Origin of the sequence: Sporosarcina sp. FSL K6-1508 (assembly GCF_038007465.1) — a bacterium.
Lineage (GTDB): Bacteria > Bacillota > Bacilli > Bacillales_A > Planococcaceae > Sporosarcina > Sporosarcina psychrophila_B.
Genome location: NZ_JBBOXF010000001.1, coordinates 420,238 through 433,704 on the forward strand (window position 1 = coordinate 420,238; position 13,467 = coordinate 433,704).

Genomic DNA, 13,467 nt, shown 5'->3' on the forward strand with positions numbered 1-13,467 from the left:
CATGACGGTAATTGAATTTAACGATGTGACGAAGACATATGGCAAACGTACGGTGTTAGACAAAATGAATTTCAGTATCCGTCAAGGTGTTCTTACGGGAATCATCGGGCGAAACGGTGTCGGCAAATCTACACTGATGAAAATCGTTGCAGGACATATCCAATCCTCATCCGGTGATGTCCATGTCTTTTCAGACAACCCCTTCAACAGTTTAAAAGTATCTGCAAATTCTATTCTTGTTGACGATACAATGAGTTTTTCTGACAAACTGACACTGAAGGATACTCTAAAAGAAGCGGATCGTTTTTATCCGAATTGGGATGCGCCACTCGCACAGCGGCTGTTCGATTATTTCAGCTTCCACTCTAACGCCCGGCATAACGACCTTTCTAAAGGTAAAAAAAGCACGTTCAATGCCATTATCGGTCTTGCTTCTCATTGTCCGTTAACGATTTTTGACGAACCGACAACCGGGATGGATACCGTTGTGCGCAAAGACTTTTATCGTGCGTTACTGAAAGATTACATCGCTCATCCACGGACAATTTTAGTATCTAGCCACCATCTTGAGGAAATTGAAGACTTGCTTGAAGATATTCTTTTAATTCATAACAAAAATGTACTTTTTCACGGCTCCATCACAGAGTTACAGGAAATGTTTGTCAGTTTAATTGGTAAAAACGATAAAATGCTTGTTCAGGTTGCGGAAAGAGAGACTTTCGGCAGCCAAATGAATGGTTCTTTCAGAGAGATACTTGTTAAAAATACCTTCACTCCCGATGAAATAAAACGTCTAAACGGAGAGGGCATCAAAATAACCCCTGTCTCTGCAAACGATGCTTATGTTGCACTGACAATCGGCAAAAAAGGAGGAATCGATCATGTATTTAACGGAACCCCGGCTGACTGATGTCGTTAAAAAGCAACTTTCCCATAAATTAAGTGCCTATTCGGGCGCCTTTAACTCACTTCTCGTTATGCAACTAATTGCTATCCTTCTTGGCTTCTCAACCGGCGGAGGTGGCTCCAGTAACGGAGGTACATTGACTATAGACTATAGTTATTCAACCGGAGATACGTCCCTTATTTTCACATTCCTTTGGGCATTGTCTACGGGAGCCCTAATCACAACTGCGGCCTACCGGAATGATGCATTTTCACTCGTGTCAAATCGGATCAGCCATAATATATCCAGCTTTCTTTTTTTGCTGTTCGCGTCTGCTATTGGCGGGGTTCTAGCAGCCCTTGCAGGATCCATTATTAAATTTACCTCTTTACTTCAAAATAATGCTTTGTTTCTTGAATCGTCAGGACTATTCAGCTCTCCAGCTGATTTCTTCGTAAGAATCCTAACGTCGGTTCTTTACACAATCCTTTTTGCGGCTCTAGGTTATATGGCGGGTTCATTCATCCAACGCAGCAAGCTTATCATTCCACTTTTAATTGCCGCACTCTTCGTTTTGCCTCAGCTTGGCTTAAATATCGGCGGCGTTGACCTAATTGCAAGGATTATCGCTTTCTTTGGCACTGAAACGTCATTACTGGTTTTCCTCGCAAAAGTAGTTGTGTCAATCTGCATATTCTTCGCAGTTTCCATCACGGTCACGAATAAAATGGAGGTGAGAAAATAATGCTTGGTCTCTTACTTTTCATTTCTATAGGTTTAATAATTCGATACTTCTGGCATTCAGCAAAAAAGTCTGCGCGTCGGATGAATAAAAAATGGACATATGTATTTCTCGCAACGTATGCAGCCATTTTAATCATTGCAACAATTTCCTTAGAACTGATTGATACTGATGCTTTAAACGATCATCCGAAAGTGGAATCAAATGAGGTCAGCTATGTTCTCGATGCTCCTTTACAAAAAGAAGACCTTGATTCAATCGACGCCGCCGAAATTCTCGATAAACGAACACATCCGGTAAGAGATACACTTCGAATGACTGCACAAGGCAACGATATCAATTCAACAATAATTGTAGAACGAAAAAATGAGAATGATGGAGTAATTGATGAAACAATTATCAAACCCCTTCTTGTAATAGGTGGTGTCGATTTCTCAGATCAACTTAACTACAAAATACCTGAATGGACAGCTGATTCGGTAACGTTCCTACAACCTCCCCTCACAGAAATAACATATTCTTTTTATCGTGAAGCCTATCTATTGAGTCAGTTTACACATGCATCCGAGCAAAGAAATCTTTCTTATAGTAAGTTAGACCGTCAAATTACTATCCATTTACTCGTCCCGAAAGATTTAATCATCGCCGCGGACGACCAGCTGCACATCAACTATATAACTGAATAAGAAAAGCGCAAGGCGCCCGCTAGACGCGACGGGCATAAGTCAATCCAGCGACGTGGCGTTCTTTGCCACATAGCTGGATTGCTTATGACCCGAGCGGCTGGCGCCTGGAGCTAGACACTGTTCCAAGTCAAAAAACTTATACTTTCTTTTAACAAAAGGACCGGCACCCAATGGGAACCGGTCCTTCCGCTTTTCTACGCCTTCGCTTTGCTACCCGCAATCGATAGCCAGGTTACTCCGATAAGCATGATTATCGCTCCCGCAAATTGCCACATGCCAAGCACTTGACCAAACCAGATGACGGAAATGACCATCGCTGTCAGCGGTTCGAAGCTCGATAATATACTTGTTTCCACCGGGGATATGTATTTCATGCTGCTCATGAACAAAATGAATGCAACGGTTCCAACAATAGTGACGAATAGGAGCATGCCTGCTATCGTCCAATCTGCTAAATAGTTCATGTGGGTAACGACTGTCAGTGGATTTGTAACGAAAAGCGTTCCTCCTCCGATAATCATTCCCCAGCCAATCGCTAGCAGAACCCCCCATTCTTGCATAAGCCGGACAGGGTATAACGTGTAAAAGGAGAATGCAAAACCAAGTGCAATTCCCCATAATACCGCAATTTTACTAAGCGCAAAGCCGGAGAATGACCCGTTTGTCAACAAAAGAAGTAATCCTGCCAGTGTCACTATCATTCCGAGTACCTGTGCAACTGGCGGCCAAGTTTTTTGCGATGCTGTTACAAATACGATAATGAAAATGGGCGCCAGGAACTGGAACAATGTCGCAATGACGGCATTACTTGTATTGATGGACGCAGCAAATGTGTATTGGACTCCAAGCATACCGAATATCCCAAAAAGCAGAAGTTGGCGGGCCCACACTTTTTGCCGCCATGGAAGCATGATGCGTTTTCCTTGTATCTTCAGCATAATAAGCAGGAAGGTACCCGCCAATAGGAGGCGAACTGTAAGCATGAAGGAAACCGTCATCTCACTGTTCAACAAAATCCATTCCATCATAGGACCTGTAGCACCCCAAAGCATGGCGCCCGAGATAATCAGAACAATTCCTTTCAATCTCTCCATCTATCTCTCCCCTAATCTAACTATTTATCTTTAAATACGCATAATTGTTATTGATTTGTCACTTTCATGATGTACAGGCAACAGAACTTCTCTATACTAGAAGTATCTATCATCCAAAAGGAGGCATTTATTATGAAGCCCGACTATGGACAATTCGTGCCGGAACTGCCGGACATTATGAAAAGTCTTGAACAATTTTATATGGTGACCCGAACCGATGGTGAAGGTTCTATCACTTATACAAATAAGAACTTCTTGGAAATAAGTAAATGGACACCAAAACGAGTGATTGGAAGGACACTTTGGCAAATGTTTCCTGAAACGGACGCCAGCCAAAAGCAGGCTCATGTTATTTGGGACTGCGTGATTGCCGGAACTACATGGTCCGGTACAGTTGAAAAAATAACACGCGACGGAGAACCATACTTTGTAAATATGATTGCTATTCCAATCATGCCGACCGAAGAAGAACCGTTTTCTGCCACCTTTCTCGAATTGAACATTACCGAAGACATACAATTACGGGACCAACTCCAACAGATTGCATTCATCGACTACGAGACCGGACTGATGAGCCGTTACAAACTTGAAAAGACTGTCAATGATTTCATTGAAGAGGGAAAACATTTCTCATTCGTTTTTATAACCATCGATCACTATTATACATTGAAAGATCTTCAATCGTCCGAATCGAAGATAGAGCTTATCAAATCATTTTCGAATAGGCTTAAGCGTTATTTCCAGGACAACCTAATCGCCCGAATTGGTGTCAATGAATTTATCGTTCTAACCGCATTCGGCGAATGGTATGTGCAAGGCTTCCTTCTATTCTTGGAGCAGCAACCAATCTACATCGATAATATCGCTATTCCCATATCTGTCAGCGGAGGCGTGGTCCGCTATCCTGAAGACCAGAAAACATACAATCATTTAATGAAGGCTGCATTGATCGCTACAAAAGATGTTATCGAACATGGCGGCGGTAAGATTTCTTCACTCACACCCGAATCACATAAAGTGCTAAACAGGCGTGCAATCATTGACCAAAAAATGTTCACTGCTCTAGATCATAACAATTTACAAGTCGTCTACCAACCACAATTTGATCTTGCATCCGGTAAAGTAACGCTTTACGAGGCGCTCGTTCGCTGGGAAGATAATGATCTCGGTATGATTATGCCTGATGAGCTTATCCCAATTGCAGAAGAGAACGGTCTAATCCATGACATTGGAGCCTTTGTACTTGAAGAAGCCGCCACACTTGCTGCCCATTGGAATCGAAAAGATCGGCATGCATCCATTTCAGTAAACACTTCTGTTCGCGAATTCAGTAATACACAGATGAAAGACAAAGTTATAGACATTCTTAATGAGACAAAATGTCCCGCAAGTTGCATACAACTGGAAATAACCGAGAAGTTCGCTTTTCAAGCCGAAGAGGAAAGTTCAATTATCCTTCAGATGAAAGAACTTCAAGACGCCGGAATCCAGTTCGCACTAGATGATTTCGGGACCGGTTATGCGTCATTCCGGTATATGCAACATCTACCGATTACAAAAGTGAAAATCGATAAGCTATTTGTCAACTCTTTAACGACACAGCCAAAGACGCAGCAACTTGTCGAAGGCATGATACGCTTCAGCAAATCAATGGGATTATATGTAATTGCAGAAGGTGTTGAAACGAAAGAGCAGTATAATCTTCTTGAAAAGATGGGCGTAGATGCTATCCAAGGCTATTATATCGGCATGCCAGTTACTTCGGATGACATCAAATTTGAAGTTATAAAATAAAAAACGGAGTGGCTCTAATCAACAGAGCACTCCGCTTTTCTTATGCTATTTTCCCTCGTTTCCTCCCAATGCCTGACCGAAAGATGAGCTGAATGATGACTTCTGCGAAGACAAGTCCCATAGCAATCGCCCCGGACACCATGAAAGCTCCCGATGCAAATGAGATGGCTAGTAAATATTCTTTTTCAACAATATGCCGCATCGCATTATACGCCATCCCGCCCGGCACGAGCGGTATGATTCCGGCAACACTGAATATGATCATCGGTGTACGGAAACGCTTGGCAAAAATATGCGCAACGAGAGCTACCATGAAAGCCCCCAGAAAAGAAGCTTGAACCGGATCACCCGATATTCCATTAAACACGCTATAAATAAGCCAACCAGTCATCCCTACGAATCCGCAATAGAATAACATTTTACGGGGGGCATTAAAAATGATCCCAAATCCTGTTGCAGCAAGGAAACTGAGTACCGCCTGTATAATCCACGTCAATACGCCACCTCTTTTCCATTCAAAAAGATAATACGAGTGCAACCCCCGCCCCTATTGCAAATGCAGTCAGAAATGCCTCTGCGCCTTTTGACAAACCAGACATGAAATGCCCCGCCATCAAATCGCGCACAGCATTCGTAATGAGAAGACCTGGAACAAGCGGCATGACCGATCCGATAATTATTTTATCGAGCTCAAGACCTAAGCCCGTCTGTATTGCGGCATATCCAATAAGCCCTATAAACAATGATCCAACGAATTCCGCAAAAAATTTCACCCTTGTCAGCTCATGAATCTTAGTCACAATTACGTAGCCGACCCCTCCTGCACAGATTGCAGCAGGAACATCCATCCAAAGACCATTATATAAAATCAGAAAGCAGCCACTAGCCACAGCTGCTGCAATAATTTGCAGCCAAAGCGGGAACATGACATTCGCTTTTTCAATTTCTTGGAGCTTATTGTATGCTTCTTCAAGTGTGTACGCATTTGTGGATAGCTTACGTGAAACGTCATTAACAAGCGCTACTTTTTCAAGGTCTGTCGTCCGATTTTTTATCCGTATCAGTTTCGTGTGATGCGGACTGCCTGGTGAAAAGATAATCCCTGTCGGCGTGACGAAACTATGTGTAGCTGAGAGTTGCTGAGTTTCGGCCATTCGCGCCATTGTATCTTCTACCCTGTATGTCTCTGCTCCAGCCTCCATCATGAGACGCCCCGCGAGCAAACAGCAATCGATTGCCATTTCCTTCTCTACTACTGACATCATACGCCTCCCAGGAAAGCTCTTTTCAATCATCTTATCGGAGGATGGACCAAAAAACAATGAACAAAGTCGGAGACAGCAAGTTATCATCCACATACACAAGAAAGACTGCGTACATATGTGGATAAGATCAATAGCAAAACCACCTAAAACTTATGCTTTCATTTATCCAGGTCAATTTCTTAAATACCTTTTCCAATTAAAAATGCAAAATCTTATATGATTATTTGCTCCATTTTTTGTAAATATAAATTTCTAATCTCGTTGATTGTAGCGAAAGGCGGCGACTCCAGCGGGAATAGTTTGAGCTGAAGACCCCGCAGAAGCGTAGCGACGAGGAGGCTGAAGCCAAGCCCGCGGAAAGCGTCCGACTGAAGAGGAAATCAACCTCGTTCAATTTTTAAGGCTTATTGTTCTATTATGAACTTGACTCATTCACAAAACAATTCCTTTAAAATCGTTATCCACACGTTCATAACTTCTTTACGAACAGGAAAAGGTCCGGCACTTGGCCGAACCCTTTCACATTCAATCGATTGTCACACCGCCGATGGGCACGAATGTTTCAAGCGAGTAATTATTGATTTCCTTCATTGAAACAGTATATAAAACGTCTTTGCTATAAAGCATACGCTGAATTTCGCGCTCCCACTCCCCGTATTGCTCTCCGCTGCTTTTTACTTTCTGTAAATCTCCTTTCAGGACGATACCGCGTTCCGGTGTAATTTCGTAAACGAGGGCTCCTGAACTTTGAAAATCGATGTTCCGGTCTTTTCCGCTTTCATTGTAAATCGTTACTGGAAAACCATATAAATTTCGTTCTTTATGCTGGAACAATGCCTTGTGATCATATTGAAGCTGCGAATACGTTCCCCGTCCGCCAATGATTTCGGTATCCATCTCTTTCGGGTTATTGAAATCAGTGACATCAAACAAGGAAACCTTCATACCCTTTGTCAAGATGAGCGGCTCTCCGCCTTGCGGATTTTTTTCAGCAACTGTTTCATAACCAAAACCGATGAGATGGTTGTCATCAAGCGGATGTAAGTAGTTGCTAAAACCAGGTATTTTCAGTTCACCAAGCACCTTTGGAGCAGCCGGATTGGCCACGTCTATGACGAATAACGGATCCGTTTCTCGGAACGTTACCATATACGCTTTATCTCCCATGAAACGTGCTGAATAAATACGTTCCCCTTTTGCAAGGCCTTCAACGGAACCGGTGACATTCAGGTTTTCATCCAAAATAAAGAGATGGTTTTTAGATGGTTCTTTATCATTCCACATATCCCCTTCTGTTGTGACGACACGGAAATAGTTATCGTGTTCATCCATTGAAAACTGGTTGAGCAAATGCCCTTTCAGGGTAGCAGAACTATGAAAGGCAACATTTGTCTCGTTCAATGTGAACTTGAATAATTCACTGTTTGCAATGCCCGGATTCCAAATCATCTTATTGGCGGTAGATGCTTTTGTTTCGTAGATTGTCGCAGTGAGATATAAATTATTTTCTGTCATGTAAAGCTGCTCACTGCCGCCGAGATATCCTTTTGTTACGACTTTACTTTTTGTCGGTGATGAAAGATCGATAGCTGTAATAACAGAGTACGTCGGTTCCATAGCACCCGGCAAAATTGCAATATCTTTATAGTCAATCGGTTCGGAGTCTGTTCCTTCTATAGAGTCGTATACGCGGGGACGAAGCACTTCTCCATCAATTTCATTCATAATCCAGAAATTTGGTTGAACATTCGTTACAACATACAACATATCTCCTGTTTTCCGTGCACCATTCACATAACCTTCCGCACCGATTTCTCGGATAAGCGATGGTTTTTTCGGATTTGCAACATTATACATACGCATCATCGTCATTCCATTCATCGGAACCCCGATTCTATCTTTGGTATTTCTTTCATTGCGATACGGTTCAAATCGCTCACCGAGCACGATTAACGTGTTGCCATGCAGAAACAACTGAGAGGGGTAAAATTCTTCTTCCATTTTAATTTCCGAAGCTTTTTGGATTTTCTTTGGATTTCGAATATCGGTAATGGTGACTTTGTTATTGCCCATCACAGTATAAATATAATTACCGTCTGTCTTAACACTATCCGCTTCATCTACGCCTTCGACTTGATTGTTTGTTGTCGAATGATTTCCACCGTCAGATTTTGCAGATTCAGAAGTATCAGCCTTAGACACCTCTGCACTTTCAAGTTCTATTGCTTCACTGCGATTTTTTGGTTGCATGGCCCTTACCCGTTCGAAATAGGCTTTCAACTCTTTTGCCGATGCGACAGATTCGATTGTTTCATGGATAGTGAATTTGATTTCATCATTTGGAAGCCTTTTTAAGGCTTTATCATTAATTGCGTTTTTTTTGACATGAAGTGTATATGAACCCGGTGCAAGCCCATTGACATGTAATGTCTCTCCTTTATCTTTAAGTGTTACATCTGCGGTTACTCGCTTGCCATTTTGATCGGTTACATATAAATCATCCGATCCCAATGCACTCTCTTTCAAAGGTGCAGAGAAACTTGCTTGCCATCCTTGATTGGAAAGTGCACTATCAGATGCCGTCACAAACACTTTATTATTAAAAAACACCAAAGAAATTGTGAATACTGTAATAAACGCCGTGATAAAAAGCCAACTAACCTTTTTTCTCAATTTGACCAACCCTTTCCTTTTCGTTTAGTACACCATTAGACTGTGATAGAGCAATTTGGTTTCACTAATTGGAAAATTTTTATTACTTGTTTATTACGCTAAGAACATATCGATTGAATTGGTTATTCGTTCTTATAATGGGCGACTCTATTATTAATGACAAGCTACTTTTCTTTTAAATGAACTTACCAAGGCTGTTCCGTACGTCGGTATTTTATCGACATATAGAACAGCCCTTTTTTAATTCGGATGGGAAAGTTGTTTGCGGAGCGATCATAAAACTATGCAAACCGATCATATCCAATGCCTGACCAATCATAATACTTCGCCAACCGATCATATCCAATGCCTGACCGATCATAAAACTTCGCCAACCGATCATATCCAATGCCTGACCAATCATATAACTCCGCCAACCGATCATAACCAACCCCTGACCGACCATAAACCCCCGCCAACCGATCATATCCAACACACGCTTAATTCCGGCAGAATGATTTCCGTGTCGAGGTCCACCTTATTCACGTAGCTTACGTTTCACCACCTAAGCTTGTTGGGTATCCTTGAAGTATATCCTCATTTAATCGAAAGGTTGGATAGCCATTGGAAACTACTGAAACAATCAAAAAGTCAAAACGAAATTTAAAACCCTATTGGATCGCGCTTGCGTTCATTGTCATGATCATTATCATGTTTCTTCCAAATTCAGGTGATTTGCCTGTAATGGGGCAGCGTGCACTTGCTATTTTAGCGTTTGCGGTTATCCTTTGGATGACGGAAGCTGTTGCCTATCCGGTAAGCTCCGCGATGATCATCGGCCTACTTGCTGTTACGCTCGGTCTTGCGCCGGATATGGCGAATCCCGATGTCATGCTAGGTACAAAATCTGCTCTTCAAATGGCCCTTGGCGGATTCTCCAATTCGGCAGTTGCTCTTGTTGCCGCGGCTTTATTTTTAGCTGCTGCAATGCAGGCGACAAATCTTCACAAACGGCTGGCGCTCTATATCCTGTCAAAGGTTGGAGTTAAAACGGGTGCTATCGTGTTCGGTGCGATTATCGTATCGATTGTGCTTGCGTTCTTTGTGCCAAGTGCAACTGCACGGGCGGGAGCAGTCGTTCCTATTCTTCTTGGAATGGTCGCCGCATTCGGGTTGCCCCATAATAGCCGTCTCGGCGCACTTCTCGTCATCACTGCCGTCCAGTCAGTCTCAATCTGGAATATCGGGATTAAGACTGGTGCCGCACAAAATATGGTTGCACTCGGTTTCATTGAAAAAGAAATGGGTGTATCTATCTCTTGGGGCGCATGGTTCCTGTATGCAGCGCCATGGTCCATCATCATGTCAATCGCACTTTATTTCATCATGATTAAACTGATTAAGCCAGAAACGCAAGTTGTCGAAGGCGGAAAAGAATTGATCCAGGGCCAGCTGAAAGAACTTGGTCCGATGAAATCTTCCGAGAAACGTTTGGTTGTTGTTGCCCTCGCGCTACTGTTCTTCTGGTCAACAGAACAGGTACTTCACCCATTTGATACGACGACCGTTACACTTGTCGCCATTGCCATCCTTCTTTCTCCGAAGATTGGCGTATTCGATTGGAAAACAGTTGAAAAACTTATTCCTTGGGGAACAATTATCGTCTTTGCAGTAGGGATTGCACTCGGTACCGTTCTCTTAGATACAGGCGGCGCTCAATGGCTGTCCAATAGGGTCTTCGGTGCAATGGGGCTCGAAAATATGCCACTTCTTGCAACGATTGCATTACTGTCACTATTCAACATTCTCATTCACCTAGGTTTCGCCAGTGCGACGAGCTTGTCATCGGCACTTATCCCGATTTTCATCGCACTTACAACGACGATTTCCTTGGATGCGAACAGTGTCGGATTTGTCTTGATTCAACAATTCGTTATCAGTTTCGGATTCCTTCTTCCCGTAAGTGCACCACAAAACATGCTTGCTTACGGCACCGGCGCATTTTCGGTAAAGGATTTCCTGAAATCAGGTATAGCGCTCACAGTTATCGGTTATTTACTAATATTGCTGTTTAGTGCCACGTATTGGAAATGGATTGGACTTCTATAATAAAAAACGAGTTACTCGGACATTGACTGTCCAAGTAACTCGTTTTATTTCGATTTAAATCGCTCAGTCTTGTCCCAGCCAATTATTTGGCGATTTTTCTTCGCTTTTATATAAAATATTAGACTGCGTACGAACAAATAAGAAAACAGTTGCGCGTATGTAAAATACATAATGACACTGACAAAAACATTAACCAGCGAAAAGGTTCTTTGACTTGCCTGAGCCGCGAATAACTGTGCTGTATACACAATATAGGCTAGATACCAGATGAACAAGAGCGGATAGGTATACTCGATAAAAAAGACATCGAGGATTCCAAGCACAAACCATACGTAAGAAAATACAAGGAAGAACCAGAAAACAACGTAAACAAGCAACTGGTGAATGGAATGGACGAGCAGCTTGCCTTTGAAATAACCTGGTTCTGTCAGTGTTTTTTCTACAATGTATAGGTTCCCTTGCAACCATCTTGTCCGTTGTTTCAAATAGGTACCAAGCGTTTCAGGCTCTTGTTCCCAAGTGATTGACTGGGGAACAATCGGCAAATAATACCCTTTTTGTGTAATCCTCAATGTCAATTCTGCATCTTCCGCAATAGCATATCGGTCGTATCCGCCAAGTTCTTCTATGACCGCTCGTTTCACAAGCATATTTGTGCCGGTGAGTGAACCCGTTTTGAACAGTTGCCATCTTCCCGATTGCATTAGCAATTGGAATACTTGAAACTCAATCGAAATCATTCTTGTGAGCCAAGATGCTGATTCGTTCATCGTCCGCACGTACCCGACAGCTCCAGCGGCTTTTTCTTGCGTTTCTGCAATGGCAACAAGTTTTACAAGTGCTTGTCGTTCTGGTTGATTGTCCGCATCGTACACACAATAATATTTACTATCCGAAATACTGAGACCATAATTCAGTACCCTCGATTTCCCGCGCGGTTCCCCTGGAGGAACATTGATATGGTGGACGTTTTTATACGCATTGGCAAACGCATCCGTAATCTCCCCTGTATCGTCGGAAGAGTTGTCATTTAAAATATAAATCTGCAGATTACCGGGATAATCGATAGATACCATCGCCTCAATTGTATCCTTAATAACAACCCCTTCATTATGCGCCGGGATTAAGATATCCACACTTGGATAATCGTCCAATACCGGAATCTTTTTGTTTGTCTGCCGGCTGTACAATCCAGCAATTGTTAAAACAGAATAGTAAAGAAGCAATACTAGAAATAAAGCGGTCGTAAAAAACAGTAACAACCTAACATTGAATATCGCCGCCAGAACAAGCAGGACTAGAAATAGAGCGAAACTTATAATTAGAACACCCATACGACCTTTCATTCAACCACCGCCGCTTCGTACAAGGACCTTTGTCCATCAATTTTCATTACGGTCCATCTAATTTTTTTGATGGCGTCTTCTTCCAGACGTTCGGCCAGCAGTTTTTCTAGTCGACCTCTTACGATATTAAGACCATTTTCTTCAGTATTCTGAACCAGTACTATGAGTGTTGAGTTATCAAATTGACCGATAATATCATAATTTTTACGAAATGTAACATACATCATACTTGCCAAAGCAAGCATGAGTTTTTTTCTGACCGTCCGATTAATCTCAATTAAATCTGCTTTCAGATAGAAGCCTGTTTCTTTACGACGACTCATATTGGATAAGATAAGTGTTGCTTGTTTCTCAAATTCACGCTTTGTCAAAACACCCTCCTCCAAAACGTATTCCTCCAATTGAGCGACACGGCTTTTTAATAACCGATTCTCCGCACCAATCTGATAGACATATTTGGATAAGCTATATAGCGAAAATAGATGAATTAAGAAAACGAAATGCAGTCCGATTGCCATTGCTTGTTCGCCCGGTTGCCAACTTTCTTTAAATGCCAAGAAGAGAAAATAGAATACAGTCACAAGCATTAATGTATTATAAAAGAAAAATGCAACTCTATCGGACACACTAAAAAACAATAATGCCAGGAAACCAAATACTAAGTAGGTATAGAGTGGTACGATTTTATATGTAATGACCAAGATGACAAGCATTGATAGGAGCCAACTGATTGAGGCAATCGGCAATTTTGTTCTATCCCAAACTGTTCGTTTCCCCATTGAAATCACCTTCTTTCTTAAGTCTTCTATTCCCTCTTTCCGGAACAAAAAAACAGCATATCACTTCTTTCATAAGATATCCATGGGTTTATAGAAATCGATTCAGGGAATAAT

12 protein-coding genes are annotated in these 13,467 nt (G+C 42.1%); 5 read left to right on the forward strand and 7 right to left on the reverse strand.

Features of this window, described 5'->3' with window-relative positions; translation table 11 throughout:
- The first annotated feature begins 1 nt into the window (after position 1).
- Genes MKZ11_RS01800 through MKZ11_RS01810 form a run of 3 tightly spaced genes read left to right on the forward strand, consistent with a single transcriptional unit; the run spans position 2 to position 2,314 of the window.
- Positions 2-910: an ABC transporter ATP-binding protein gene (locus tag MKZ11_RS01800; protein WP_340792354.1), complete on the forward strand. Its 909-nt coding sequence runs from the start codon at positions 2-4 to the stop codon at positions 908-910.
- On the forward strand, positions 882-1,631 hold the full coding sequence (locus MKZ11_RS01805; RefSeq protein ID WP_340792355.1) for a hypothetical protein: 750 nt from the start codon (positions 882-884) through the stop codon (positions 1,629-1,631). Before MKZ11_RS01800 ends, MKZ11_RS01805 begins: the two co-directional genes overlap by 29 nt.
- Complete coding sequence (locus MKZ11_RS01810; RefSeq protein ID WP_340792356.1) at positions 1,631-2,314, forward strand: hypothetical protein; 684 nt, start codon at positions 1,631-1,633, stop codon at positions 2,312-2,314. Before MKZ11_RS01805 ends, MKZ11_RS01810 begins: the two co-directional genes overlap by 1 nt.
- A 194-nt stretch (positions 2,315-2,508) precedes the next feature.
- Here MKZ11_RS01810 and MKZ11_RS01815 read toward each other — a convergent pair whose 3' ends face one another.
- Positions 2,509-3,408 carry a DMT family transporter gene (locus MKZ11_RS01815; protein ID WP_340792357.1) on the reverse strand — a complete coding sequence of 300 codons (900 nt, stop codon included), beginning with the start codon at positions 3,406-3,408 and terminating at the stop codon, positions 2,509-2,511.
- Between the two features lie 132 nt (positions 3,409-3,540).
- On the opposite strand from MKZ11_RS01815, the gene MKZ11_RS01820 reads away from it, so the two are divergent.
- Positions 3,541-5,202 (forward strand): sensor domain-containing protein, encoded by a 1,662-nt coding sequence (locus MKZ11_RS01820; protein WP_340792358.1) that lies wholly within the window; start codon positions 3,541-3,543, stop codon positions 5,200-5,202.
- A 40-nt stretch (positions 5,203-5,242) separates the two neighbouring features.
- On the opposite strand, the gene MKZ11_RS01825 is transcribed toward MKZ11_RS01820, so the two are convergent.
- The 4 genes from MKZ11_RS01825 to MKZ11_RS01840 form a co-directional block, all read right to left on the reverse strand.
- Positions 5,243-5,698 (reverse strand): threonine/serine exporter family protein, encoded by a 456-nt coding sequence (locus MKZ11_RS01825; protein WP_340792359.1) that lies wholly within the window; start codon positions 5,696-5,698, stop codon positions 5,243-5,245.
- 19 nt (positions 5,699-5,717) lie between these two features.
- Positions 5,718-6,464 (reverse strand): threonine/serine exporter family protein, encoded by a 747-nt coding sequence (locus MKZ11_RS01830; protein ID WP_340792360.1) that lies wholly within the window; start codon positions 6,462-6,464, stop codon positions 5,718-5,720.
- Between the two features lie 528 nt (positions 6,465-6,992).
- Positions 6,993-9,140, reverse strand: a complete 2,148-nt coding sequence (locus MKZ11_RS01835) for a beta-propeller domain-containing protein (protein ID WP_340792361.1) — start codon at positions 9,138-9,140, stop codon at positions 6,993-6,995.
- 214 nt (positions 9,141-9,354) lie between these two features.
- Positions 9,355-9,606 (reverse strand): hypothetical protein, encoded by a 252-nt coding sequence (locus tag MKZ11_RS01840; RefSeq protein ID WP_340792362.1) that lies wholly within the window; start codon positions 9,604-9,606, stop codon positions 9,355-9,357.
- 212 nt (positions 9,607-9,818) lie between these two features.
- Between MKZ11_RS01840 and MKZ11_RS01845 the strand changes: the two genes are divergently transcribed.
- Entirely contained in the window at positions 9,819-11,228 is a 1,410-nt protein-coding gene (locus MKZ11_RS01845) for a DASS family sodium-coupled anion symporter (protein WP_445327021.1), read from the forward strand.
- A gap of 44 nt (positions 11,229-11,272) precedes the next feature.
- Here MKZ11_RS01845 and MKZ11_RS01850 read toward each other — a convergent pair whose 3' ends face one another.
- On the reverse strand, positions 11,273-12,562 hold the full coding sequence (locus MKZ11_RS01850) for a glycosyltransferase family 2 protein (protein WP_445327022.1): 1,290 nt from the start codon (positions 12,560-12,562) through the stop codon (positions 11,273-11,275).
- A gap of 8 nt (positions 12,563-12,570) precedes the next feature.
- Positions 12,571-13,353, reverse strand: a complete 783-nt coding sequence (locus MKZ11_RS01855; protein ID WP_340792364.1) for a hypothetical protein — start codon at positions 13,351-13,353, stop codon at positions 12,571-12,573.
- Positions 13,354-13,467: the final 114 nt, after the last annotated feature.

Bases quoted from the DNA above. Each gene is read 5' to 3' on its own strand.
- MKZ11_RS01800 (WP_340792354.1), top strand. From the start codon at position 2: ATGACGGTAATTGAATTTAACGATGTGACGAAGACATATGGCAAACGT.
- MKZ11_RS01805 (WP_340792355.1), top strand. From the start codon at position 882: ATGTATTTAACGGAACCCCGGCTGACTGATGTCGTTAAAAAGCAACTT.
- MKZ11_RS01810 (WP_340792356.1), top strand. From the start codon at position 1,631: ATGCTTGGTCTCTTACTTTTCATTTCTATAGGTTTAATAATTCGATAC.
- MKZ11_RS01815 (WP_340792357.1), bottom strand. From the start codon at position 3,408: ATGGAGAGATTGAAAGGAATTGTTCTGATTATCTCGGGCGCCATGCTT.
- MKZ11_RS01820 (WP_340792358.1), top strand. From the start codon at position 3,541: ATGAAGCCCGACTATGGACAATTCGTGCCGGAACTGCCGGACATTATG.
- MKZ11_RS01830 (WP_340792360.1), bottom strand. From the start codon at position 6,464: ATGTCAGTAGTAGAGAAGGAAATGGCAATCGATTGCTGTTTGCTCGCG.
- MKZ11_RS01840 (WP_340792362.1), bottom strand. From the start codon at position 9,606: ATGATCGGTTGGCGGGGGTTTATGGTCGGTCAGGGGTTGGTTATGATC.
- MKZ11_RS01845 (WP_445327021.1), top strand. From the start codon at position 9,819: ATGATCATTATCATGTTTCTTCCAAATTCAGGTGATTTGCCTGTAATG.
- MKZ11_RS01850 (WP_445327022.1), bottom strand. From the start codon at position 12,562: ATGGGTGTTCTAATTATAAGTTTCGCTCTATTTCTAGTCCTGCTTGTT.
- MKZ11_RS01855 (WP_340792364.1), bottom strand. From the start codon at position 13,353: ATGGGGAAACGAACAGTTTGGGATAGAACAAAATTGCCGATTGCCTCA.